The 24,216-nt window shown below is 47.0% G+C and carries 22 protein-coding genes; 9 read left to right on the top strand and 13 right to left on the bottom strand.

Going from position 1 to position 24,216, the window contains the following annotated elements; all coding sequences use genetic code 11:
- Window positions 1-114 precede the first annotated feature (114 nt).
- On the top strand, window positions 115-366 hold the full coding sequence (gene rpsP, locus ACSHX2_RS10195; RefSeq protein WP_435692841.1) for a 30S ribosomal protein S16: 252 nt from the start codon (window positions 115-117) through the stop codon (window positions 364-366).
- A gap of 85 nt (window positions 367-451) precedes the next feature.
- On the opposite strand, the gene ACSHX2_RS10190 is transcribed toward rpsP, so the two are convergent.
- The 11 genes from ACSHX2_RS10190 to ACSHX2_RS10140 all read right to left on the bottom strand — a co-directional run bounded on the left by ACSHX2_RS10190 (window position 452) and on the right by ACSHX2_RS10140 (window position 12,041).
- The gene (locus ACSHX2_RS10190) at window positions 452-2,446 is read right to left on the bottom strand and encodes an ATP-dependent helicase (RefSeq protein WP_435692840.1); all 1,995 of its coding nucleotides are present in this window, start codon (window positions 2,444-2,446) and stop codon (window positions 452-454) included.
- Between the two features lie 81 nt (window positions 2,447-2,527).
- Entirely contained in the window at window positions 2,528-4,183 is a 1,656-nt protein-coding gene (locus ACSHX2_RS10185; protein WP_435692839.1) for a right-handed parallel beta-helix repeat-containing protein, read from the bottom strand.
- 32 nt (window positions 4,184-4,215) lie between these two features.
- On the bottom strand, window positions 4,216-5,856 hold the full coding sequence (nadE, locus tag ACSHX2_RS10180) for an NAD(+) synthase (protein WP_435692838.1): 1,641 nt from the start codon (window positions 5,854-5,856) through the stop codon (window positions 4,216-4,218).
- A gap of 34 nt (window positions 5,857-5,890) precedes the next feature.
- Window positions 5,891-6,658: a CAAX prenyl protease-related protein gene (locus tag ACSHX2_RS10175; RefSeq protein WP_435692837.1), complete on the bottom strand. Its 768-nt coding sequence runs from the start codon at window positions 6,656-6,658 to the stop codon at window positions 5,891-5,893.
- On the bottom strand, window positions 6,658-7,833 hold the full coding sequence (locus tag ACSHX2_RS10170; protein WP_435692836.1) for an aminotransferase class I/II-fold pyridoxal phosphate-dependent enzyme: 1,176 nt from the start codon (window positions 7,831-7,833) through the stop codon (window positions 6,658-6,660). Before ACSHX2_RS10170 ends, ACSHX2_RS10175 begins: the two co-directional genes overlap by 1 nt.
- 19 nt (window positions 7,834-7,852) lie before the next feature.
- A complete protein-coding gene (locus ACSHX2_RS10165; RefSeq protein WP_435692835.1) occupies window positions 7,853-8,338 on the bottom strand; it encodes an Lrp/AsnC family transcriptional regulator in 486 nt (161 codons plus the stop codon).
- Between the two features lie 151 nt (window positions 8,339-8,489).
- Complete coding sequence (locus ACSHX2_RS10160) at window positions 8,490-9,161, bottom strand: ubiquinone/menaquinone biosynthesis methyltransferase (protein ID WP_435692834.1); 672 nt, start codon at window positions 9,159-9,161, stop codon at window positions 8,490-8,492.
- Window positions 9,162-9,195: 34 nt separating this feature from the next.
- Window positions 9,196-9,669 (bottom strand): GNAT family N-acetyltransferase, encoded by a 474-nt coding sequence (locus tag ACSHX2_RS10155; RefSeq protein WP_435692833.1) that lies wholly within the window; start codon window positions 9,667-9,669, stop codon window positions 9,196-9,198.
- 29 nt (window positions 9,670-9,698) lie between these two features.
- A complete protein-coding gene (gene bioD, locus ACSHX2_RS10150) occupies window positions 9,699-10,349 on the bottom strand; it encodes a dethiobiotin synthase (protein ID WP_435692832.1) in 651 nt (216 codons plus the stop codon).
- Between the two features lie 133 nt (window positions 10,350-10,482).
- Window positions 10,483-11,319, bottom strand: coding sequence for a diadenylate cyclase CdaA (gene cdaA, locus ACSHX2_RS10145; RefSeq protein ID WP_435692831.1), 837 nt, complete (start codon window positions 11,317-11,319; stop codon window positions 10,483-10,485).
- 116 nt (window positions 11,320-11,435) lie between these two features.
- Window positions 11,436-12,041: an OmpH family outer membrane protein gene (locus tag ACSHX2_RS10140; RefSeq protein ID WP_435692830.1), complete on the bottom strand. Its 606-nt coding sequence runs from the start codon at window positions 12,039-12,041 to the stop codon at window positions 11,436-11,438.
- Window positions 12,042-12,170: 129 nt separating this feature from the next.
- Here ACSHX2_RS10140 and panC point away from each other — a divergent pair, with 129 nt between their 5' ends.
- Window positions 12,171-13,025 (top strand): pantoate--beta-alanine ligase, encoded by an 855-nt coding sequence (gene panC / locus ACSHX2_RS10135; RefSeq protein WP_435692829.1) that lies wholly within the window; start codon window positions 12,171-12,173, stop codon window positions 13,023-13,025.
- Window positions 13,026-13,042: 17 nt separating this feature from the next.
- Entirely contained in the window at window positions 13,043-14,665 is a 1,623-nt protein-coding gene (nadB, locus tag ACSHX2_RS10130) for an L-aspartate oxidase (protein WP_435692828.1), read from the top strand.
- Here the strand turns inward: nadB and nadE (ACSHX2_RS10125) are convergent.
- Window positions 14,662-16,620, bottom strand: a complete 1,959-nt coding sequence (nadE, locus tag ACSHX2_RS10125) for an NAD(+) synthase (protein WP_435692827.1) — start codon at window positions 16,618-16,620, stop codon at window positions 14,662-14,664. The two genes, nadB and nadE (ACSHX2_RS10125), sit on opposite strands and share 4 nt — an antisense overlap.
- A 102-nt stretch (window positions 16,621-16,722) precedes the next feature.
- Here nadE (ACSHX2_RS10125) and ACSHX2_RS10120 point away from each other — a divergent pair, with 102 nt between their 5' ends.
- Window positions 16,723-17,235: a phage regulatory CII family protein gene (locus tag ACSHX2_RS10120; protein ID WP_435692826.1), complete on the top strand. Its 513-nt coding sequence runs from the start codon at window positions 16,723-16,725 to the stop codon at window positions 17,233-17,235.
- On the opposite strand, the gene cutA is transcribed toward ACSHX2_RS10120, so the two are convergent.
- Entirely contained in the window at window positions 17,232-17,555 is a 324-nt protein-coding gene (gene cutA / locus ACSHX2_RS10115; protein ID WP_435692825.1) for a divalent-cation tolerance protein CutA, read from the bottom strand. The two genes, ACSHX2_RS10120 and cutA, sit on opposite strands and share 4 nt — an antisense overlap.
- A gap of 15 nt (window positions 17,556-17,570) precedes the next feature.
- Here cutA and ACSHX2_RS10110 point away from each other — a divergent pair, with 15 nt between their 5' ends.
- From ACSHX2_RS10110 to dxs, 5 genes are read left to right on the top strand one after another with little or no spacing between them, the layout of a single operon-like run.
- Window positions 17,571-18,749 (top strand): two-component system sensor histidine kinase NtrB, encoded by a 1,179-nt coding sequence (locus ACSHX2_RS10110; protein ID WP_435692824.1) that lies wholly within the window; start codon window positions 17,571-17,573, stop codon window positions 18,747-18,749.
- A gap of 1 nt (window position 18,750) precedes the next feature.
- Window positions 18,751-20,175, top strand: coding sequence for a sigma-54-dependent transcriptional regulator (locus tag ACSHX2_RS10105; protein WP_435692823.1), 1,425 nt, complete (start codon window positions 18,751-18,753; stop codon window positions 20,173-20,175).
- A gap of 12 nt (window positions 20,176-20,187) precedes the next feature.
- Window positions 20,188-21,942: a hypothetical protein gene (locus ACSHX2_RS10100; RefSeq protein WP_435692822.1), complete on the top strand. Its 1,755-nt coding sequence runs from the start codon at window positions 20,188-20,190 to the stop codon at window positions 21,940-21,942.
- A 31-nt stretch (window positions 21,943-21,973) separates the two neighbouring features.
- A complete protein-coding gene (gene xseB / locus ACSHX2_RS10095; RefSeq protein WP_435692821.1) occupies window positions 21,974-22,249 on the top strand; it encodes an exodeoxyribonuclease VII small subunit in 276 nt (91 codons plus the stop codon).
- Window positions 22,230-24,125 carry a 1-deoxy-D-xylulose-5-phosphate synthase gene (gene dxs / locus ACSHX2_RS10090; RefSeq protein WP_435692820.1) on the top strand — a complete coding sequence of 632 codons (1,896 nt, stop codon included), beginning with the start codon at window positions 22,230-22,232 and terminating at the stop codon, window positions 24,123-24,125. Before xseB ends, dxs begins: the two co-directional genes overlap by 20 nt.
- The last annotated feature ends 91 nt before the right edge of the window (window positions 24,126-24,216 follow it).

Raw genomic sequence — 24,216 nt, 5'->3', positions numbered from 1 at the left:
AAGATCAATCAATTTCGGTAGATTTGACTTGGCAATACACCTAGTTCTGTGCAAGTTCCGCGCACCCGCCGACCCACCAATGGGAAAGCGTTTATCAAATAAACACATATTATTATGGTAGCACTAAGACTAAATCGCCAAGGCACGAAAGATCGTCCTTACTACAAGATCGTAGCAGTTGACAGCCGCGCACGTCGTGACGGCCGTTACATCGATCAGCTCGGAACATATAACCCAATGCAAGAAGGCACTAACTTCACAATTGATCTTGTGAAAGTAGACAGCTGGATCGGCAATGGCGCACAGCCTTCTGACACAGTACGTGACATCATCAAGAAAGCGAAGAAAGCAGCTCTCGAAGCTTAATTCTTACTTCAAGATTTTACACGAAAAGGCCATCCATTCATTTGGGTGGCCTTTTTTATTTAGCGTGACTCGACGTTATGTCGACCTATTCGAGCAGGCTTTTTAAGCCATCGAAGAAACTCTCGGTCTCCTCTTCGGTCGCCTCAGCTCCCATAATGTCGTCGTAATCCTGTTCGATGATGTCTGCGAAAGAAAGCTCCTTGAGGAATTGGCTCGGTTCACAGCTAGCTTTTTCACCGTACTTAGTACGCCAAGCGCAATAACTCATAGTAAACTCATCCTGCGCACGAGTAATCCCAACGTAGAGTAATCGACGTTCCTCATCCGTTGTCCCTTCTTCAAGACTACGTTTGTGAGGGAGGATACCATTTTCGAGACCCACAAGATAAACATTAGGGAATTCTAGCCCCTTGGAGGCGTGCAGTGTGATCATGCAAACTCCTTTTTGCTTTTCAATATCATCGTCTTTATCTGACTGCAGCGCCATATGATCGAGAAACTTCTGAAGTGTCTTATTTTTGGACGAGGCAAAATTCAGGTCTGAGATCAGATCATTTATACCCTCGGAGCGCTGTTGCTTTTCATTATCAGTCTTACAGTAACGCCAGATCCATTCTTCAAAGCCAACTTCACCAAGGAACTCCTTAAAAACCAGCCCCATTGGCTCTTCATTTTTAAGAATCCGTTCATGGTATTTTAGGGTCAACTCGACAAAGGCGTTTACAGAGTTACGCACCTTAGTACTGACTTGGCTTAGCACATCCTCCACCCCCATTGCTTCCCAGATGCTACACTCACGTTCGCGGCTAGCCTCAGTGATCAATAAGGTCGACCCCTGACCAATACCCCTAGGCGGAGCATTCAGAATACGTAGAAGCGGGACATCTGAGATCGGGCTATTCAAAACCTGTAAGTAGGCAATACAATCTCGCACTTCTTTGCGGTCGTAAAAACTCTGCGCACCTACCATACGGTATGGGATTTTCATCTCGCGCATTGCCGCTTCTAGATTACGGCTTTGACCATTAGTTCGGAACAATATGGCGAAATCTTCCCATGGAGTTTTTTCCACAGCATTGCGCTCGTGCATCTCCTCGGCAATGAATTGCGCCTCCTCTTCGTCACCAGGCATAGTGATGAGGCGAAGTGGCTTCCCACCGGGTTTATGCGGTTTAAGCTCTTTCTCTCTACGCCCAAGGTTGTGCTTAATCAGCGAGTTGGCCGTATTTAGTACTGCCGCTGATGAACGATAATTCACCTCCAGGAGAATAACCTTTGGGTTCGGGAAGAACCTTTCGAACTGTAGGATGTTAGTCACATCTGCACCACGCCATCCATAAATCGATTGATCATCGTCTCCCACTACACAGATATTGAAAGGCTCACCCACAAGCTGCTGCAGAAGCTTCATTTGCAGGCCATTGGTGTCCTGAAACTCATCCACCGTGACATGGGTGTACTTCTTACGTATATTCTCACGGACATCGCTATGCTCCCGCAAAAGTTTTTCAGCTAAAAGCAGTAAGTCATCAAAATCGACAGCATTCTGAGTTCTTAATTCATTGTTATAGGCTTTAGCAATCTCGGCGACCAAGTCATCAGCTTGATCATCCGCAGGAATCCCCGCATTTTTATTGTTCGAAATCAGACTAATCACCTGATTCGCATCTAGGTTAAGATCCTTACCACCTTTGCGAACGATAAGCTGCTTAATCATGCCGATCTGGTCTTGTCCGGAATAGATTGTGAAGTTTTTTTTGTAACCGAGCTTTTCAATTCCCTCTCTTAGAATGCGCACACAGAGTGAGTGGAATGTACAAACAGTCATTACGTCTGCTGCCGATTTCGAAACCATGCCAGCCACGCGCTCCTTCATTTCAGAAGCTGACTTATTGGTGAAAGTCACTGCTAGAATATTCTCAGGCAGCACCCCCTTCTGCAACATGTGGGCAATCCTACATGTCACTGTACGCGTTTTACCAGTACCAGCTCCTGCTAGGATCAATACTGGACCATCAATTGCGTCTACCGCTGCGCGCTGTCCATCATTGAGACTGGAAAAGGAAAAGCCTGTTGCCATGGAGCGAGATAGAATCTAGCTCAAGCGCTAGTGTCAAATCAGGAATGGGGAAAGACGGAATAAGTAGCAACTAAATGCTGACTAGCGTATGATTTTCAATAACTTCCCGCCCAGAGCATTCCCCTCAAACTCAGTACCCATTACTTCAAGCTCTACTTGAGGGTCACAGACTATTCCAAACTCCTCGTTGTCGGTGATTTGAGATCTAACAACACTCAGCGCCGTATTGGGCCATTGAGCGAAAACTCCTGAGTGAGCATTCTTCGAGATTTGAGATTTTGAGACTTTAGCTCTAGCTCCTTTACTCACGTAGACACCCGAATGGGTATTGAAGGAAACAGTCGACTCGTCCACCGTTAGAGCAGTCCCTTCACCGATTGCGACCACGCCGGATTGAGCATTGTTTTGCGCCGAGCAACGGGAAAGCCTCAGTGACGCACCCTCCCAAGTATTACACCCACTTCCCCCATTGAGGTATAGTTCGCTATCAATCATTTCGACGGTAGAGCTAACACCGTGTACAGCCACCCCGTCATTATGGTTGTGATGCGCAAGCAGGGATTCAAACCTCACAGCACCGCTTGCAATTTCCACCCCGTGGCCCGAGGAGTTGGTAATAACCACATTACTAAAATCAACGGATACCCCATCAATCAATACCAAGGATTGTGGCCGAATTTGCTTATAATCAGTGCCACGCAACTGAAGCTCTGAAAGCTTTACGACACCTTGTTTGTTCTCAATTTTGAGCATCGGCACGGGTGAAGAAACCCCTTCTAAGATGGTCACATTCGGGCCGAGACCTGAAATCATCATTTCCTTATCAATAGTCACCTGAATAAAGAAAACTCCTGCGCCTAGTCGGATGTGACATTTCTCAGGAGCAACAATCAAAGCCTCTTCGAGGCTGGCAAAGTCGCCAGGGACATCAATCTCCATGAGGTAGGTATCTAGACGCTGCTTCAGTTCACATAACTCTGGGTGCCCTGGATAGTTTCGTAGTGCACTCGAAATTTTGTGATGAACTTCAGGTGAAAACGCCCCTTTGTCGAGCGAGCGTATATTCTCACCCAAGGCACGAGCCTGCTTATCTGCAACTCTTCGGGCTTTGAGAGTTTTAGTATGGCGCACGAGCTCGGAACTCTCCGTGCACAGCTCCATTTCAACAAGGGCCTCATCTGCAGACTCTAACTCCCAATGATTAAGAGCCTCTTTAAACTTCAATACTGCTTTACGCAAAAGCTCTTGCCTTTTTTCTTCTACTTTAAATCTCAGTTTCGAAATGTCGCTTTCGTTAAATAAGTCATGATTCCCCTCAATAAGCTCTATGGCATTTGTGAAGTTGTTCTCGTTTAGAGACGATTGGTAAGATTTCATGACTCCTTCTCTTCGCTTGTCTCTCTGAGCCTTAAGATAAACCCCAGTCACACGAGCAATTTCCATCTGATACGCTGCATTCACGTCGAACAAAGACGCTCTGCGTAGATGGTCTTTTGCCTCATCCAATGCCCCATCAGATATCGCGACTTCAGCCTGATTAACATTACTCTGAATCTTTTCAGCAAGATCCCTTTCAGCCTCAGCAACACGCTCCAGCTTAGCGACGCGTAGCTTCTTAAACTCCACACTTCTCAAATAGAGGAACACACCAGAGCCACCTAGTATAACTAGGAGCAGAATGATCAGAGCGCGAAACAAAACGTTACCCTGACGCTTATTACGAGTGGCGACTAGCATCTTAAGAAGGAAACTAACATAAATTCTACTACTTAGTCTACAAAGCTCTGCACCATCGGCATTCTACGACTCATTCCAAAAGCTTTAGAGGTGACGCGAATACTAGGAGCTGCCTGTTGACGCTTCCACTCGTTGAGATCTACCTTTCTCTGAACCCATCTTACTGTCGATTCATCATAGCCGTGACCAGTTATAATATCCTCTCCGGATTGCTGATAGTCTATGTAGAGCTCCAGAATGAGATCTAACAAAACGTAGGGAGGAGTGAACTCATTGCCGTGTTTGTGTTGTTTCTTCGAGCGCTCTTCCTCACGAGCAATAATATCTTTAGGTATCCACTCGCTGTCGGCATTGAGAAGCTTGGCCAGTTTGTGGACGAAAATTTTCGGCACATCACTCAACACGCCGAGACCAACGGACGAATCTCCCCCAACGACTTCATGACCTATACTGAGATCAGTCTTATTTGCTGAAGAGAGCATTAAGAAATGGTTGTCACGAGCGTATGCCATTAAGAGCATGGAACGAATACGCGAGGCTAGACCGTCGTCTACTAGTGGATGGTTTAGGTTTGGAATGATTTCACCAACCACCAAGTCCGCAGACTCTTTCACGACATCGACGGAGACATTCCTGTATTCGATATCAAGTTTGTCAGCCAGCTCGACGGCTCGTAATGTCGATGCAAAGGAGTCATTCTGAACCGGCATGATCAGGGCTTTTACGGAATCCTTCCCTAAAGCCTGAACTGCAAGGCGCGCAACCACCAACGATTGAATATCACCTTTGAGGATCATACATACCGTTGAGAACCCCGTTTTTCTCACATAATCTTGAATCCCTAACACCAAAGCATCGTGAACATCTTGAATTTCAGAGGTCCGGGGTTTGGGGGCACTTACTCCACCGTAACTAAGATCTACGACCTTACAGCACGCCATGAAACCGGGGAGGTTAGCAATTTCATTTCCCTCTTTATCGAGCGCTAGCGAGTTCCCGTCATACACTAGCTGCTCGTTCATCCCAATAGCATTGCAGTACACGACCGGCACCTTTGCTCCGCATGCTAAAACTTCTAAGAGATTTGAGCGCTTTAACGGACTCCCTTTATAAAAAGGAGCCGCACTAATATTAATCAAAACTTCGGCACCAGCTTCAATCAACTCACGGGCTGGATCACGCTGATAAAGTGGCCTTCTAATGAAGTCATCGAGCCAAATATCCTCACCTATGGTGATGCCTATTTTGACACCATTGAATTCAAAAGGTGTGCAAGCTGTTGCTGGCTCGAAGTACTTATGTTCATCAAACATATCGTATGATGGCAAAAGAGTCTTCCACACTTTTCGCTTAATTCGCCCTTGCTGGAGAAATGCAGCAGCATTCCTAAATGGCTTACCTGGATGAACAAAGTCATGGTAATCAATGTACCCTACAATAAGAGGCACATCACCTACTTCATCAGCTAAGTAATCGAGTGCTTGCAGACACTTCTCAACGAAAGTCTTTTTGGTGATAAGATCTCGAGGTGGATAGCCAACCAGTGAGAGCTCAGGGGTGATAACTATATCTGCTCCAGCATCCACGCAGGCCCTATATGCCTGCATGATACGCTTAGCGTTCTTGGGAAAATCCCCAACATTTGAGTTAATTTGAGCTATACCTACCTTCATGTGTGGTCGAGCTTATGGCACAGACTCTAACTATTTACCAGAGTCCGTATTTACCAAATTGCAGGGCATAAATACCCATAATCAAATTAGCGACTGCGTGCATCAGAATACATGCAGATAAACTCTTCGTCCTCACTGCCAGAAAATACATTAAGCTCCCAAAAAAGAAGGCTCCTAGATAGTCAACTGGAGCGTGAATCCCCATGAAACATGCGGTAACAATCAGATAGGTTTTCCAGCTTGCTAGACCAAATGGCTTCTTCCAGTAGTTCCCATCCGGATTTAACAAAAACCGCATTAAGAAGCCGCGCCAGAAGATCTCTTCCACGAATGAGACTATAACCACCGCTCTTAGAAACCTAAAAATAGTGGATGACCAAATGCCGAGAGCTCCGAACTCACCATCCAGATCACTAGGGTTAAATCCATCACGACGTGGCATCACCCCAAAATGCTCGAGGAAACCCACATTATCTTCAGTAAAGCCAAATACGTCAAACAGGTGAGTTGGGAGAATCCAAATACCAATCCCCACCACGCCTAACAGAGTGGCTAAACCAAGCCCTTTAAATGGTCGGAACTCATACTGTTTCCAAAAGAATGCGAGCAGCCCACCAATAATAAGTGTCTGCAGTGGATACATCCATTGCTCAGGCCACTCCCTCCACCATGGAGCATCTGGATGAGCCCACTCAAGACCAGACTCATTGGCAATCTGCATGAACAGATTGAGAATAAGAAATGCCGCAAACGGGACTACGTGAGCGTAGGTTTTATTCCCTCGAATGGAGCTGATAGTCATTACTTGGAACTCAAACCTCTAACGAAGTCCTCCATGCGATCCATGGCGATGACAATCTCCTCCATAGAAGTGGCATAGCAGCATCGTAAGAAACCTTCCCCGCATTTACCAAATGCATCTCCCGGAACAGCCGCGACGTCTTTAGCATCTAGTAATTTCAGAGCAAAATCTTTACTACTCAGACCTAGGTGTGAAATTTCAGGGAAAACATAAAATGCTCCACCAGGGGTATGGCACGGCAGTCCCATTTCATTCAAGCGCTTCACCATGTAATCACGACGCTGATGGTAACTTGCTTTCATTTTCGCTACGGATTCAGCACCATTCTGGAGAGCCTCTATCGCAGCAGCCTGTGATGTAATAGGAGCACAGAGCATGGAGTACTGATGGATTTTCATCATTGCCTCAATGATTGGCTGAGGCGCGCAGGCATAACCTAGGCGAAAGCCAGTCATCGCGAATGCTTTAGAGAATCCGTGAAGAAGAATCGTCCGTTCTTTCATCCCCGGTAAGCTAGCGATAGAAATGTGATTTGGATCATCATAACGAAGTTCACTATAGATTTCATCGGTGATGACCATGAGGTCATGCTTGATGCAGAGTTGAGCAATTTCCTCTAAATCCTCTTTTCCGATAGTCGCGCCTGTAGGATTGGTAGGAAAGTTAAGCATCAACACCCGACTTTTAGAAGTAATCGCCTTTTCCAAGGTCGCAGCCTTTAGGGAGAAATTATCTTGTTTGTAAGTCTCCACCGACACGCCTTTACCATATGCCATGGTAATGCTCGGACTATAGGACACGTAACAAGGCTCGTGAAATATCACTTCATCACCTGGATTGACCAAGGCGCGTAAAGCTAGGTCGATAGCCTCACTCACTCCCACTGTGATCAATACGTCGCATGAAGCATCGTAATCCACATTGAAAAAATCTCCTACATACTCGGAGATCAACTTGCGTAACTGGAGTAACCCTAGATTTGACGTATAGCTAGTATTCCCTTTTTCTAGCGAATAGATCGCAGCTTCGCGGATATTCCAAGGGGTGGCGAAATCTGGTTCACCCACTCCTAAAGAAATAACGTCAGGACGCCCCTGTACGAGTTCAAAGAAATCGCGAATTCCAGAACGAGGAACTGCTGCGACTTGATGTGCGATTTTGTTAGAATAATTCATTGGATGACTAACAGTTAAATTATGGTGAGACAACAAGACGACCTTCAGGTTCTTCTTGCTCGAAGATGAAGCCGTATTCCTTGTATGATTTTAGTTTGAAATGGGTAGCTGTAGATAACACTCCATCAATCGTGCTAAGCTTTTCGCTCACGAAACTAGCAACCTCGCGCAAGCTAGGCCCTTTCACAATGACGAGTAGGTCGTAACCACCACTAGCTAGGTAACAAGCCTCTACCTGTTCGAAGCGCGCAATACGCATAGCTAATCGATCGAACCCACCTCCGCGTTCAGGAGTGAGTTTCACCTCGATAAATGCCGATACGCTAGTGTCTCCAGATTGCTCACCATTGATCACTGCGTGATAGCCTAAGATAGTGCCATCATTTTCGTACTCGGCAGTCTTCGCCGCAACTGCCGCGGCATCCATATTAAGGATGTCTGAGAGTTCTTTGTGCGAGTAACGTGCTTTCTGACTGAGTAATTGAAGTAATGGATCAACGGACATGACGCGTTCTCCGTAACGAATACGGATCGGTTTGCCAACGCTGATTCTTAATTATCCATTAATATTTACCATTCCCTGCAGAGTTGTTTTTCTAAGCACCTCTCGATCTGCAACAGATAAAGGCAATTACCAGCTCTAGTAACAGACCTATCTAGGCTGTCGCAGTATAGATTGATGCGATCCCGCCACTCAAAGGCTTACAGGTCACTTCAGTGTAACCCTGGTCAGAGATCAATGCGCACATAGCTTGGCCACTTGGGAAATCACCAATAGATCCAGCCAAGTAGCTGTAAGCACCCTCTTGGCCCGTAAGCACACCGGCAATCTTAGGCAGGACTTTATTAAGGTAGAAATCATAGGGCTTGCCTAAAATTCCTTCAGGAGTAGAAAAATCCAAAACTAACAAGTGTCCTCCTGGGCGGATAACACGCTTCATTTCTGTCAGAGCAGCTGCATAATCCGCCATATTCCTGAGACCGAACGCGACAGTGAGTACGTCGCAGGAATTATCCTCAAAAGGCATATTCATGGCATCAACCACTTGCGTTTGCTTTACGCCCCTCTTTGAGGCATGGGCTAGCATTTCTGGGCAAAAATCAGAGGCTACTAAATTCGACGTTGGACACGCCTTTTGAAGCTCTAATGCAAGATCTCCCGTACCTGTGGCAACATCTAGAATGTCGCTAGGGCTCCAAGCTTTTACGATTCGACCGACCTTCTTACGCCAAAGGATATCAGTCCCTAAGCTAAGGACGTGATTTGTAACAACATATCGGTCAGCGATTTTACTGAACGCGTCTTTTACGAAATTAGGATCTTGCATGATACAATCTATCAAAAAATATTGTGTGGAGCTTTTAGCCTGGAAGAATGTCACGGTAGACACCCGGATCACTATTCGGAATCTCAGTAGCACCTATTGTTTTCTCGTAAAACTCACGAGGCCCGACCCCGCCAATGACTCCGTAAACATAACCACTCTCTTTGAGGGCCTCCATACAGCGGAATAATAAAGCTTTACCAATACCAGTACCACGAGCTTCCTCGCTAACTCCCGTGGGACCATAAAAACCTTTTGCAGTAGTTTCTATACAGGCAAACCCGAGAATCTGCTTATCGCGAGTCGCTATGTAACAAGTGATGGGCTGACGACTAAATGCTACTTTCACCTCACTCACCCACTTTGGAGAAAAATGCTCACCCACCCAATCGGCCACAATGTGACGTTCATAGGCATTAGCTCTACGCAGAATGATTCCCTGACCATCTAACTTCTGATAGAGTTCAGAAGCGTCCGGCAGTTCGTAGAGGTTGACTAACATGTCGATCATAACAACGAAACTAAATCTATGAACTGAGCTTACAAACCTAAAAGCTCAAGAAATGGCCAAGATTCAATATCACGTTGACCTCGAATGACATCCGTGATCACCTCAACGCCGCACATTTCTTCTGCGATCCCTTTGTTAGTGATGGTCGCGGTGTCTAACTCATCCACTAAATTATTAAAGACTAGACCAGCGGGCTCGACGCCACGTGCTCGCATAGCCTCTACAGTGAGCATCGTGTGATTGAGTGCTCCTAGTTTATTGCCAACCACCAAAATCACAGGATCACCTATTTCTTTTGCCATTTCAGCGATGGTGTACTCCTTACCAACTATAGGAACGAGTAAGCCACCTGCACCCTCCGTGATAACTACCTGATGTTGCTCTTTAAGTTGTCTATTTATCTGGACCAGCTCATCAGTATCGATCTTTTGATTTTCAAACATCGCCGCTACATGCGGAGCTGCTGGAGTCCTGAGCCAAACCGGATTTATCTGGTCAGCAGTCACTACATCATCAGATGCGTCGACAAGCTCAAGGGCGTCATTCCTGTCACCACAGCAAATCGGTTTATAACCAATCGCGTCTACCCTCTCAGCGCGTAGTGCTCGAATAATCAGAGAGGTTACATACGTTTTACCGCAATCAGTATCTGTGCCTGTAATGAATAGTCCTTTGCTCATGGTCTTGATCCATCTGAACTGTAGCAAAATCCAACTACTTGCAAGCCTAGCTCACAACTATTCGCCCTACTCAGGGAGACTGAGTCCTTCAGCCTCTTCCCTATTCTGAAAGCTAAAACTTTCAATTTCTCCACTAATCAGAAACCAAATCACGATCGCTAGAATCAATGCGGTTATCTTTGCTATCCAATGTTTCTTCAGCATCATCGTTTTCTTTCTGTTGTTCCGGCAAGAAGATCTTTTCCAGCATCTCGCGGAATTCAGTATCTGTAAGATTGCGTGTGAGCTCGCCATTTTCTGCAATAGAAATAGAACCAGTCTCTTCGCTCACCACGATACAAACAGCATCAGTTTCTTCTGTGAGACCGATTGCAGCCCTATGTCGTAAACCTAGTGTGCGATCGCTCATTTCTCGCTGACTCACTGGAAAAACGCAACCCGCTCCAGCTACCCTATCTTGTGCGAGGATCATCCCGCCATCGTGTAGAGCAGCCTTTGGGTAAAAAATACTTTGTGCGAGTTCTGGAGAAAACTCTGCATCTAGCGGCACACCTGTCTCCAAGTGGTCGCGCAGACTAATCTCGCGTTCGAGTGCGAAAAGCGCACCTATACGATGCTTAGAAAGTTGAATAGCTGAGTCAGCTAACACACCAGTGAACTCAAGGCGCTTATTTTTTGAAAAAGAGAAAAACTTACTACTGCCTAACTTAGCTAGAGCACTGCGCAGTTCCGGTTGGAAAATAATCACTAAGGCAAAGACCCCAAACAGGCCCGCGCGTGTTAGAATCCAAGCAATCACCTTCAACTGAAACAAAAATGCCAGTGAGGTGACAATCGCAAGAATCATCACTATACCCACGAGAATTGAGGCTCCTCGCGTAGCGCGGAAGGTCCGATAAAGCTGATATACTCCAATCCATAGAATTAGAATTTCCACTCCGTCTCGCCAATGTTCTTGCAAGAATTGCATTAGTCTTATGTTTAGCTAGAAGCTCAGGGATTGGAAAGAACTATATCAGTCATTAAACAACAAAGCGCCCACCTCGTCTCCAAGGGGGCGCTTTGTAAATTATGATTAAAGCAGTATTATTCGCTAGCTGGAGCTGCTTGCTCTTCCGCTGGAGCGTCCGCATTCAAGTCCTTAAGAAGCACTGGAGTGATATCGAACTTATCCTTAGTGAAAGCAAATACTTCAGTACGCGATGCGCTGAGTGCTGATTTGTCGATCACAAGGTCAAGGTCTTGCTCACGTGCATAACCTGCAACCTTTTCTTGAATTTTCTCAATGATCGCACGCTGCTCTTCAGAAACCTGCTCGCCGAGAGCTTTGTTCTGACGCTGAAGCCACTGGCGGCGCTCATTATCTGCTGCATTACCTTCAGAAACCTTAAGCTTAATTTCACGCTCTAGTTCGAGACGCTTCTTATCGCTGATAGTAGCGTCACCGCGCTGCTTGCTGAGCTTTTCGATTTCAGTTTGAAGACCGCGGATGTGCTCGAGACGGCTCGCGTTATCTTTCTGAATGCGCTCTTGATCTACCTTCACCTGAGCCTGAACCTTTTTGGTCATGTGGTATTCATTGAAGAGTTTTTGCACATTGACTGATGCGATTTTAAGATCTTCTGCATTTGCAGTGGTGAGACCAATCGTAGCGGTTGCGACAACTAGGAAATATTTTAGAATGTTTTTCATATCAAACGGATAGTATGTTCAAAGACTGGCGAAAATGTGCACGCCTTTCCCTGCCGCGTCAACGATCATCCCTAATCTTTTTTACTTTATTCTTACTCAATCTACCCCCACCTTCCAGCCACTAGCATTATGGAAATTGCAAACACAGTAACAGAGCTTCTGTTAGCTAAGAAAAAGTTCCCCTTCGCCCCCGTTCTCGTACCCACTATGGGAGCCCTCCATCGAGGACACGTAGCTCTCATTCGAAAAGCTAGGGATATCGCTGGCCCCAACGGCTGCGTAGCGGTCTCTATCTTTGTTAATCCAATTCAGTTTAACAATGCTAGCGATCTTGAAAACTACCCGAACACTCTAACGGAGGATAGAGCTCTTTGTGAACAAGAAGGCGTCGATCTACTTTTTACTCCATCGGTCGATAGCCTCTATGCGGGAAATCGCTCCGTTACCATCATCGAAAGCTCTCTTTCTTCACAGCTTTGCGGCGCAACACGACCCGGCCATTTCGACGGAGTCTGCACAGTCGTAGCTAAGCTGTTTAATATTTTCGCACCTATCGATGCTGTATTTGGCAAAAAAGATTACCAGCAACTCGCAATTCTAAATCGCATGGTGCGTGATCTCAACTTCCAGACCGTCATTCACGGGGTAGAAACTGTCCGAGAAGATGACGGGCTCGCCTTTTCCTCCAGGAACGTGAGGCTTACCGAAGAAGCTAGAATTCAAGCTCCTGTAATCAATCAATCTCTGAATGCGGCTAACACCTTACTAGAGAGTGGTGAGCACAGCACTGGCGCCTTACTAAATGGCATCCGTGAGCAACTTACCAAGGATGCCCCACTTGCGAAAATTGACTACTTAGAGTGCATTGATGCAGCCACACTGCAACCAGTGTCCTCAGCTTCGCAGAAATCAGTAATCGCTATCGCAGCGTTTTTCGGAGACGTTAGACTCATTGACAATATTGAGCTCAGCCCGAACAATTAGCGCACCTCTTTTTTATTATGGAATCCGACTTTCTTGTAATTGGCTCAGGCATAGCCGGCCTATCCTTTGCGCTTCGAGCCGCTAAACATGGCTCAGTAATCGTCCTTACGAAAGGTAATGCCATTGATTCCAATACAGCTTGGGCTCAGGGAGGTATTTCAGCGGTGCTCGATCCCCCGCTCCACAGTGCCGGGGACAACTGTGAAACGCATGTCGCGGACACTCTAGATGCAGGGGCTGGACTCTGTAATGAAGATGTCGTCCGGGCGATCATTGAAGAAGGCGAAGAAACTATTGAGGAACTCGTGAGCCTAGGGGTCGCATTTGATAAAGACCCGAGCGACGACACCCGCTTCGCATTAGGCAATGAAGGTGGTCACTCCAAGCGTCGCGTTCTACACTCCAAGGACACCACTGGGTACGCTATAGCATCCGCTCTGATTGAAAGAGCTAAGGAGCATCCTAACATCACATTCCTTGAGCACCGATTCGCTATCGACCTCATCACCACTGGTAAGCTGGGAGTTGTCACAGAAGATCGCGTCCTAGGAGCTTACGTGCTCGATGAGCAGACTGGCGAAGTTGATATTTTTCGTTCGAATCGAATTGTCTTAGCGACTGGTGGGTGTGGAAAAGTCTACCTCTACACAACGAATCCAGATAGCTCTACTGGTGACGGCCTTGCTATGGCTTGGAGAGCCGGCGCAACTATCTCTAATATGGAGTTCGTGCAATTCCATCCGACTTGCTTTTACAACCCAGCGGCTCGCGGTGCAAAGGCCCGCTCATTCCTGGTTTCTGAAGCTGTTCGCGGCGAGGGAGGTATACTCATCAACGAAAATGGTGAAGAGTTCACTCTCGAGCACGACCTTCGTGGCTCGCTTGCCCCGCGTGACATTGTCGCACGGGCAATTGACCATGAAATCAAAAAAACGGGTGCTAGCTGCGTCTATCTCGATGTAACCCACAAACCGAAAGGATTCATGAAGGAGCGCTTCCCTAATATTTACAAAACGCTCTTAAACTTCGGGCTTGATTGCGAAAAAGAGCCCATCCCAGTTGTCCCTGCTGCACACTACCAATGCGGCGGCGTAAACACTGATTCGAATGGGAGAACCACTATCCGTGGATTATTCGCCGTGGGAGAAGTGGCGTGCACAGGATTACATGGCGCAAATCGACTCGCCTCTAATTCATTATTAGAAGGGAATGTTGTCGCTCGTAGAGCACTGGACGCAATGATGAAGAGCTACCCACCATCCAGTCCCTCACCTCTTTCACCTAAGATCCCGGAGTGGCACACTGGAGATGCTACTCGTATCGATGAACAAGTACTCATTTCTCACAATTGGGATGAAATACGTCGATTAATGTGGAATTACGTCTCGATCGTTAGAACGGACAACCGCCTCCTACGAGCTGCACACAGGCTACGCAATCTACGCAAAGAAGTCCGCGAGTTTTATTGGGGCTTCAAAGTGAATTCGGATATTCTAGAACTCAGAAACCTCGTGACCGTAGCTGCCCTCGTTGTGGATTGCGCTATTCGCAGAAAAGAATCACGCGGAATCCACTACACTCTCGATTATCCGGAGCGCAGTGAGAAATTCCTCAAGAATACCGAGCTACGTCGCTTCTAAAGTCCTTCGAGCTCTCTAAGCTCAGCAGTGAAACCACCGGACAAGATAGGGAATCTGCACCACGTCTTAGGGTCTAGATTTTTATCGTCTACATGAAACGATGGCGCATAGCGCTCTCGCTTCCATTGATTGCGGCACCATAGCTTGAAAAATTTGATTACCCACGACCGCAACTGTGAGTGATCATAGGACTCACCGAACTCATCATCCAGCAGGACTAGCACATCCTTAGGGGCGCGCTTGTCGCGAATAGCTGCTCGCTCAATTGCATCCAACACCGGGTACGGCATGAGATCTGATTCATCAGTTTGACCACAATCTGTCGGCCTGAGCTCTGCTGTTGGCTGCAAGCTATTAACATAACTTAGAGCAGGAAATACCCCAACCGCAGGTGAGCTCACCGTCTCTAACCAAACGAGCCACTTCCTAAGAAATGCTTTATCAATACCTCCCACGGGACTTAAGCCGCCGGAGGTATCACCATCCATTGTCGCGTAACCTACTGCTGCCTCAGAGCGATTACTCGTCGCCAATAAAAGTGCATTCCGGATATTGGCAAGCATCCATATCCCAGGTGCGCGCACACGCGCCTGAATGTTTTGCAGCGGGATGTCATCAGTGGCCCAACTCAACTCTCGACCCAAACCTTCACTCACCATGGATGTGTAACCATCCACTAGAGAAGTAATCGACCACGATTGATATTCAGCCCCGAGCGAAGTTGCGAGCTCGCGCGCGCTCTCCTCAGTAGCATCACCACTATTATCAGAAGCTTGGTAAACACAGGCGAGAATCACCTTCATCCACTCGGAAGAGTCATCAGGTAAATCGATATACCCAAGACGCTCACGCACGCCCTCTTCACCGAGTTCTCCGATCGCAAGCTTCATCCCAATAGCAACAAGGCAACTCACAGCAGATGAATCAGCCCCCCCACTCAGAGAGACCACGAAGCCACTTGAATAGCTTTTTCGCATGTAATCAAATAAAGCAAGGCCAACGGAATGCGTAAATTCCTCTTCCTTTGAAAATTCACAATGCTGCGCAATTCCACTAGGAGCCTCGCCGCTGAACTGAATAGACCAATCGATCTGTACCAGACCGGGGTGCTTCGCTACCTCAACTCTGCGACTAGCTGTGGCAGCCACTCTCGAGCGATTGAGCTCAACATCCACCAGAGCGGTCGACAGCAAAACATCTTTAAAACTAAACCTCCTACCACTAGCGACAAGGTCACCGTAGTTAGAGATAAGCGGCCCCCCATCGAACACGACCCGACCAGATTCATTCCCGAGAAGGTTCGCATAAAGGTAGGCACAGCCACAGGCTCTCGCCCCTTCATTAATGAAACGTTCACGGAGCTTTTGCTTACCGAAGGCAAAATGGCTAGCGCTGGGGTTGAAAATAAAATCAAGACCGTAAGCGGCGAGGGTCGACCCTGGGCGTGTCGCTGACCACGCATCCTCACAAATTTCAAAACCAAACCGCACACCACCAACATCAAACATGAGATCCCCAAGTGGAATCTCTTTCCCTAAGCAGGTAGTAGTACTCACTTGACCCTGAGGCCAGGCGCAGAACCAACGCGGCTCATAATGAAGTCCATCACCAGCGAGGTGCTGTTTACCAACCAGCCCGACCAGCTCACCATCTACCATTACCGCTGCCACATTAAATAACGCGTGGTGATGCCGCCAAGGGAGTCCCACACTGAGAATCATTCCTTGTGAATGTTTGGCTATTTCACCTAACATCCACTCTGCGCGCTCAACAGTATTAGGCATCATGAAAGCATCTTCACAGCCGTATCCAGTGGTGCATAGTTCAGGTAAACAAAGCATCTGAACATCCTGAGCTCTTGCCTGAGCAATAACTTCAAGAATACGAGAAAGGTTTCCCTCCCAGTCGAGGGGGGTCTGATTAACGCTACCTGCTGCTACTTGGAGAGTCTTCATAGAGTGATGAATCAGCATCACACATGCTCACTATCACGTCCACCCTCTACTAACAAAAAGTACGATCTTGATATTTGTGGCTCCTAAACCTAATTAACTCTTATGGAATCCCACGAAATCTTGCGAAATGCATTTAAAGAAACTTCACCTAAAGTCGTTGCGTCAGAGCTAGGCGTCTCATTATCCCTTGTTTATAAATGGTCTCAAGAGCAGTCTGATTTGGGCTCGGGCAGCCGGAACCCAATTGATCGGATTGTTAATATTTACGAATTGACCCAGCATCAAGGGATTATCGAGCATTTGACGGAACGCTGTGGAGGATACTTCGTCCGCAATCCTGATAGCCATTGCCGAAAAGGCTTCCAGTACCTCCCCGCTACCAATGCGATTGTGAGCCAATTCTCTCACCTACTGACCAGAATCTCTACAGCAGCCTTGGACAACACCATCACAAGCGATGAAGCGAAGGAGATTCGCCAAGTCTGGGATCAACTTAAAGGTTATGCAGAGGGATTTGTTCGCTGCTGTGAAGAAGGTGATTTCGAGATTATGCATGAGAGGACCACACCCCAGCAAACTGATACCCCGGATGAACCGAGGCGCACCCTTTACTAATGGTACCCTTCTGTCTGATCTCGAACCCAGTTAAGATACCCCTCAGACCCTCCTGTTACTGCGGTGCAGATAATTTCCGGGGTGTCATAGGGGTGTAACTCTAGTAGCGCCTTTTCTAGTTGCACATAGCGGCTTTGGGAGGTTTTCATGATCAGTAAGCACTCCCCCTCGTGGTGAACTTTCCCCTCCCATTGATAGATCGATTCCACACCGGGAAGCAGATTCACACATGCAACGAGTTGCTTTTCTACCAGCTGTGTGCCAATCTGACGCGCATCACCCTTTGTGGGGAAAGTGCAATAAACTATGATAACCTCCATTACAGCTGACCTTACATGAAAGACGGCTTCCTAGACAAGCTCATCAAACGACTTGATCGATTTTCACCCAGTGAAGTCCAGAACCTCATAAGTAGGCTCGTTAGGGAAAAAGGCTTCCTTGAAAATGTTTTCGAAGCATTGCGTGAGGGTGTCCTCATTCTCTCACCCGAGGGTGTGATCACATTCGCCAACAGAGCGGTTCAAGAGATGTTTGGGATTGGTCAACAAGCGTTAGGCCAGCACATCAATTCAGCTATCCGCGGTTTCGACTGGAGTGCCGTCGCTAAACCGGAGAGCACCACAAATAGGGATATGGAGGTATTTTACCCTGAACACCTTATGCTTAATTTTTACATATCTCCTTTAAGTGGTTATATTGCTAAAAATGATGAACATTTAGGCTACGTCATGCTAGTACGTGACATCACTAAGTCAAAAAAGGAAGCTGAGGAAATGCTCGAAAGCGAGAAGCTCAATGCCCTCACATTACTTGCCGCAGGAGTCGCTCACGAGATTGGTAATCCACTCAATTCCCTCGATATTCACCTTCAATTAATGCAGCGCAAATTGCGCAAGCTACCAGAAGAACACCAAGCTGATCTAGGTGATCTCCTCAACACAGCCCAAGGTGAAATAAAAAGGTTAGACTCCATATTAAAGCAATTCCTCCACGCGGTCAGGCCAACAGTCCCGGAAAGAAACAAAGTTCAGCTCCACGACATTTTAGCCACCACATTAGGTACGCTCGAAGCAGAGCTGGAGAGCAAACATGCTAAGATCATTTTAGAGCTAGCTCCCACCCCACCCCTTCTCGATCTGGACCCGACGCAAATCCAACAGGCACTCTACAATCTGATTAGAAATGCAGCTCAGTCATTACCAGCTTCTGGTGGAACGCTATTTATTCATACTGAAGCGAATGAGTTTGAGGTTACCCTCAGCATCCGCGATAACGGCACAGGAATTTCCCCAGAAGATATGGGCGCACTCTATGAACCATATCGCACAACGAAAAAATCAGGGACTGGTCTCGGGCTGATTGTGGTCAGACGAATCATTCGTGAACACGGTGGAGAGCTAGAAGTCCAAAGTGAAGTTGGCGAAGGAACCACGGTGACTATTCACTTTCCTCGTCACGAAAAGCAACTCAAGCTACTACCCGCTGCATCCCCTACTATAGAAATCGAAAGCTAATATGGACGCTACTATTCTCATTGTTGATGACGAAAAATCCACGCGCGACGGGCTGCGCATGGCGCTAGAGGACTCATTTGATTGCTATGTTGCATCAGACATCCGCGAAGCGATGAATATTTTGACTTCCGAGAAAGTCGATCTAGTGCTCACCGATCTTCGCATGGGTGGTGATAGCGGGATGGATTTGCTTGATGAAATTCTCAAGTTAAAGTCGCCCCCTATTGCGATCATGATGACAGCCTATGGCTCCGTCGACACCGCTGTAGAGGCGATGCGGCGTGGAGCGTGGCATTTCGTAACTAAGCCACTGAACCTAGATGAGGTGGAATTACTTATTAAGCGCGCACTAACGAGTAAGTCACTCGAGCTTAACAATAAAAAGCTAGAAAGCGAAAATCAAGAACTCCGGCAAAAAGTCGGGAAGCAAGCGCATGGCCTTGACCGTTTAATTGGTCAATCAAGTTCTATGGCTCAGATCCATAGCATGATCACCCAAATCGCACCGACGAAAGCCACCGTTCTCATCGAAGGTGAATCTGGAACAGGTAAAGAGCTAGTCGCGGAAGCGATCCATAACCTAAGTGGACGACCGAAGGAGAAAATCATTACCGTAAACTGCGCCGCGCTCTCACCACAATTATTAGAAAGTGAATTATTCGGTCATGAAAAAGGGGCGTTCACAGGAGCCTCCCAACGTAGGATCGGTCGATTTGAACAAGCAAGTGGAGGAACTCTCTTCCTCGATGAAATTGGAGAAATCGATCAAGCTACCCAGGTCAAACTTCTCCGCGTCTTATCTGAAAAAACGATAGAACGAGTCGGCTCCAACACTCCCATAAAAATTGACGTTCGGGTGATCACTGCGACCAACAAAAACTTAGCCAAGATGGTCGCCAAGGGAGATTTCCGTGAAGATCTCTTCTTTAGATTAAACGTGGTAAAAGTTACCCTCCCTCCCCTGCGAAATAGAAAAGAAGACATCATCCTTCTAGCTAACGCGTTCCTCAAAGAGTTCTCCAAGGAAAATGATAAGAACATCACATCATTTTCAGATTCAGCATTACAGCACATGCAGAACTACAACTGGCCGGGTAACGTGCGAGAGCTGCGAACAGCGATAGAGCACGGCGTCGTCATGTGTAATGGATCTGAAATCGAAGCAAACCAACTACCACTCAACGTCCAATCTGGCGCCTCTTTATTACAGCTCGAAGGTCTAAGCCCAGAATTAAGTGAGGATGAAATTAACACTAGCCGAGAAAACACCCTTGCACCCCCTCAAGAATTCAACTTGCATGCACTGGAAAGTGTGACGATTAGGCGAGCGTTATCACATACTAAGAACAATCGGACTGCAGCTGCCGACATACTCGGCATTAGCCGTCGCACCCTCCAAAGAAAACTCAAAGACCTAAGTCTCTAATACCATTCTCTAATGATATCATCCAATAATTTTGATTCAGGAAGCTTTTTTAGGCGCTCCATTTTCGCAGTTTTGTTGATAGGGGTTTTCCTCCTCAACACCACATTCAACTTTAAAGGTCTTACCCATCCCACCGGCATCGACCAGGCGCAGTCGGCTAGAGAGGTAGCCAAAGGCAATGGCCTCACCACTCAGTTCGTCCGACCTCTAGCGATCCAACAGCTAATCGATAATGATAAAGAGGTAAATATCGAGCACATGTTCGAGACCTATCATTCGCCACTTAACATTCTCGTCTATGCAGGGATTCTAAAAATGGTGGGAGGCGATGATCCCGGCAATTTCCTTATGCAGGCTGACGACCACTTCTATTTCCTAGACCAAGTTATTGCAATGACTTGCGCTATATTTTTTGTAATTTCGATTGGTATCAATTACTTACTCATCAGTCGAATTTTTGACAAAAAGATAGCCTCTGTCGTAGCTATTCTCATGCTCTTTTCGGAGTATATGTGGCAAATCACCCACACTGGCCTGCCGCAGATGCTCATGCTCACGCTATTCTCAACAGCCATGTACCTCTCTTGGAGAGCTGTTGAGGCGCAAGAAGCGGAGCGCTCACCGATCGTTCCCGCACTACTGTCTGGCTTTTTCTTTGGACTGTTAGCCCTAACACACTGGATGACCCTTTGGATCTTCATCGGCTACTTCATCTTTGCCACTTTCTATTTTAGACCTAGAGGCGTCATTGCCGTCGCTTTAGTGGCAATCATTCTCCTATTCATCTGCGGACCATTAATTTTTTATTACAACCATACAGGACAAGTACTGGGTACTGCATTTCATGCCATCCACGGATCTGAAGCCGTCCTCCGGCAGATGGAAACACCAGGGTTCAACGTAAAAGGACTTCTAGGCACAACAGCGAATGCAGCACTCCTCCAAGCATCTAACATTCATAACTACTTAGGTGGATTGATTATTGCTCCAGCGTTCTTCATCTCACTACTCCACCCCTTCAAGCGCTCCAGCATCTCTATATTCCGTTGGAATATCCTTATTATGTGGGTGTTTGCAGCTATCGGAATGGCCCTCTACGGGCTTCGAAGCAATGCCATTGACGCAAATCAGCTACACATTCTTTTTGCGCCACTCATGATGGCCTACGCTGTAGCAATGATGAGTATCATTTGGTCGCGCTGCGAGCTAAGCCAACAACCCGGCCTATTGGGCAATCTGCACTTCGTAATCATCATTTTAGTCACTGCAGCACCAATGATACTCACAGTTAAGAATCTTGATAATTCTGCCATCCGGAATTCATCCGTTGCTGGAGTTCACGCATTCAGCTTAAACAAAATACTCGCAGAAAACTCTTCGGAGACAGACATCATTGTGTCCGATCAGCCGTGGGCAGTTGCTTGGTATGCTGACCGCCATGCCATATGGACTCCTTCAAACTATGACAACCTTGAAAAAGTAGAAGAAATCGCTAGTTTCTCCAACCCTATTGCTGGGATTCATGCTTCAAGCATGAGTTGCCGAGGCCAAGACATTCGTAGCACATGGATTCATCAAAGAGACCTCACCCCCCTATCCTACTCGGTTTGGATGAACTTTTTCGCAGGCTCCGATGAATACCTCTACCGAAACAACAAAAGCATTAATGAGTTGATCAACCCACAAAGCGGTCGTTACCCCGCTAGACTCTATCTTTCTGGCCTTCTTGAGCCAAGTATCTACTACAAGAGGAATTCAGGTTTATAATTCTCACTCAGCGATCAACTTAACAAATCTCATGCCTAAAAAAACACTCAACTTTGAAGCATCTATGGAGGAACTCGATTCCATAGTTGAACAAATGGAATCAGACCAACTCCCTCTCGAAGAGCTGATTAATCACTATGAGCGCGGAGCAAAGTTACTAGAGGAGTGCGAATCAGCTCTTTCAGTTGCTAAAAAGCGACTTGAAACTATCAAAAAAGGTGGCACCAAGGGTAGCGTTGCACCTACGCAACAAAAAGCAAACAGCACCCCATCATCCTCAGACGACGATGAAATCAGACTCTTCTAACTCACCAGAGCCGCTTCCGCGCCTCCTTTCCACCATTAACGAACCAAGCGATCTTAAGAAGCTGCATCGAGCAGATCTTCCTGAGTTGGCTCAGGAGATTCGTGACGTCCTCATTTCGCGTCTTTCTGTCACTGGTGGTCACTTAGGCCCAAATCTAGGTGTTGTGGAACTAAGCATCGCACTACACTACGTTTTCGATTCACCGACTGATAAGTTTACATTTGATGTATCCCACCAAGGGTACGTCCACAAAATGCTGACTGGGAGAGCAAAGGAAATCCATACAATCCGCACCTACGAAGGCCTGAACGGCTTTTTGTTACGCACCGAATCTGAACACGATTGCTATGGTGCCGGTCACGCAGGAACTGCTGTATCCTCTGCTCTTGGAATGGCATCGGCTCGCGACCTCGCAGGCAAGAATAATGATGTTATCGCAGTTGCTGGCGATGCGGCGTTCACTTGCGGCACTACGCTTGAAGCTCTAAACAATATTTCCGATGCAGCCAAAAAATTCATTATTGTCCTTAATGACAATGAATGGTCCATCGATAAAAACGTTGGAGCTCTGGCGCGTCACTTTAACAGCCTGCAGACAAGCTCTACCTATTCTTCTGTTCGTAACAAAACTGCGGACATCCTAGAGAAGATTGGCGGCATGAGCGCACGAAAGCTCGCCCACAAGCTTGAGCAAGGTGCTAAGAATCTCCTAGCACCAAGCGTACTCTTCGAAAAATTTGGTCTTCGTTACTTCGGCCCCATCGATGGGCACAATGTCGGCACCCTCATTGATACTTTCGAGTACTTAAAAGCACAAGAAGAGCCTGTAGTCCTACACATTATCACTGAAAAAGGGCGAGGCTATAAGCCAGCTCTCAGCAATCCTGGAAAATTCCACGGACTTGGCGCCTATAAAGTAGAGGATGGATCTACAGCAGCAGCTGACTTACCTACCTTTTCTGAAATATTTGGTCGCACGCTCACTGAGTTTGCAAAAAAAGATGAAAAGATAACAGCAATCACCGCAGCTATGCCTGGCGGTACCAAGCTCGACATCTTTAAAAATGAAGTGAATGAACGCTATTTCGATGTCGGGATTGCAGAGGAGCACGCCGCTCTTTTCGCGTGTGGTCAAGCCTGTGAAGGCTTCCGCCCCTTCCTAACCATTTACTCGACATTCATGCAGCGCGCCTATGACATGATCATTCATGACATGGCACTCCAGAGTCTTCCTGTCAGACTATGTATGGACCGCGCTGGCCTCTCTGGTGACGATGGCCCTACACATCACGGTCTCTTTGACATTGGTTATTTACGCGTCGTCCCCGACATCGTGCATATGCAGCCAAAAGATGAAGAAGAGTTCGTCGACATGCTCTGGACAATGGCTAACTACGACCAAGGACCAATCGCTATCCGCTACCCACGTGGTGCTGGAGTTGGAGCAAAATCAAAGGCCGAGCCACAACTTCTCACTATAGGCGAAGCAGAGCTCGTACAAGAAGGTTCAGATGTGTGCCTCATTGGCCTCGGGCACCTTTTCGAAATGGCGACTGAAGTAAAAGGTGAACTTGAAGCCCAAGGCTACTCTGTAACTCTAATTAATCCACGCTGGATTAAGCCACTCGACGCTAATCTAATCACTCAGCAAGCCGCTAAGTGTAAAGTGGTATGCACCTTCGAAGATCACGTACTACCGAACGGCTTTGGTGCCAGTATCATTGAGCTTTTAGCTGACGCTGACATTACCACTAAAGTGGAGCGTATAGGTTGGCCAGATAAGTTTGTGGAGCATGGCAAAGTGGACATTCTCCGTGAACTTCACGGAATTACCCCGGCGAATGCACTCAAACTTATAAGCAAGCATCTCAGTTAATAATTCTTTCCAAAGGCGCACAATGTGCGCCTTTTTTATTGCCTTATTTCACCGATTTTTCCATTGGCATTTCAGATTCCACGTTTAGTCT

The organism is Rubritalea sp. (assembly GCF_051252225.1).
Taxonomy (GTDB): domain Bacteria; phylum Verrucomicrobiota; class Verrucomicrobiia; order Verrucomicrobiales; family Akkermansiaceae; genus Rubritalea.
Note: the sequence above shows the minus strand (reverse complement) of the source record. Positions and strands in the feature narration are given on the sequence as shown.

Coding starts and splice junctions, on each gene's coding strand:
- nadE (WP_435692838.1), bottom strand. CDS start 5,856: ATGAAGGTAGGTATAGCTCAAATTAACTCAAATGTTGGGGATTTTCCC.
- rpsP (WP_435692841.1), top strand. CDS start 115: ATGGTAGCACTAAGACTAAATCGCCAAGGCACGAAAGATCGTCCTTAC.
- ACSHX2_RS10120 (WP_435692826.1), top strand. CDS start 16,723: ATGGAATCCCACGAAATCTTGCGAAATGCATTTAAAGAAACTTCACCT.
- ACSHX2_RS10175 (WP_435692837.1), bottom strand. CDS start 6,658: ATGACTATCAGCTCCATTCGAGGGAATAAAACCTACGCTCACGTAGTC.
- bioD (WP_435692832.1), bottom strand. CDS start 10,349: ATGAGCAAAGGACTATTCATTACAGGCACAGATACTGATTGCGGTAAA.
- ACSHX2_RS10170 (WP_435692836.1), bottom strand. CDS start 7,833: ATGAATTATTCTAACAAAATCGCACATCAAGTCGCAGCAGTTCCTCGT.
- nadB (WP_435692828.1), top strand. CDS start 13,043: ATGGAATCCGACTTTCTTGTAATTGGCTCAGGCATAGCCGGCCTATCC.
- panC (WP_435692829.1), top strand. CDS start 12,171: ATGGAAATTGCAAACACAGTAACAGAGCTTCTGTTAGCTAAGAAAAAG.
- ACSHX2_RS10110 (WP_435692824.1), top strand. CDS start 17,571: ATGAAAGACGGCTTCCTAGACAAGCTCATCAAACGACTTGATCGATTT.
- nadE (WP_435692827.1), bottom strand. CDS start 16,620: ATGAAGACTCTCCAAGTAGCAGCAGGTAGCGTTAATCAGACCCCCCTC.
- ACSHX2_RS10140 (WP_435692830.1), bottom strand. CDS start 12,041: ATGAAAAACATTCTAAAATATTTCCTAGTTGTCGCAACCGCTACGATT.
- cdaA (WP_435692831.1), bottom strand. CDS start 11,319: ATGCAATTCTTGCAAGAACATTGGCGAGACGGAGTGGAAATTCTAATT.
- cutA (WP_435692825.1), bottom strand. CDS start 17,555: ATGGAGGTTATCATAGTTTATTGCACTTTCCCCACAAAGGGTGATGCG.
- ACSHX2_RS10190 (WP_435692840.1), bottom strand. CDS start 2,446: ATGGCAACAGGCTTTTCCTTTTCCAGTCTCAATGATGGACAGCGCGCA.
- ACSHX2_RS10100 (WP_435692822.1), top strand. CDS start 20,188: ATGATATCATCCAATAATTTTGATTCAGGAAGCTTTTTTAGGCGCTCC.
- ACSHX2_RS10185 (WP_435692839.1), bottom strand. CDS start 4,183: ATGCTAGTCGCCACTCGTAATAAGCGTCAGGGTAACGTTTTGTTTCGC.
- dxs (WP_435692820.1), top strand. CDS start 22,230: ATGAAATCAGACTCTTCTAACTCACCAGAGCCGCTTCCGCGCCTCCTT.
- ACSHX2_RS10165 (WP_435692835.1), bottom strand. CDS start 8,338: ATGTCCGTTGATCCATTACTTCAATTACTCAGTCAGAAAGCACGTTAC.
- ACSHX2_RS10155 (WP_435692833.1), bottom strand. CDS start 9,669: ATGATCGACATGTTAGTCAACCTCTACGAACTGCCGGACGCTTCTGAA.
- ACSHX2_RS10160 (WP_435692834.1), bottom strand. CDS start 9,161: ATGCAAGATCCTAATTTCGTAAAAGACGCGTTCAGTAAAATCGCTGAC.
- xseB (WP_435692821.1), top strand. CDS start 21,974: ATGCCTAAAAAAACACTCAACTTTGAAGCATCTATGGAGGAACTCGAT.
- ACSHX2_RS10105 (WP_435692823.1), top strand. CDS start 18,751: ATGGACGCTACTATTCTCATTGTTGATGACGAAAAATCCACGCGCGAC.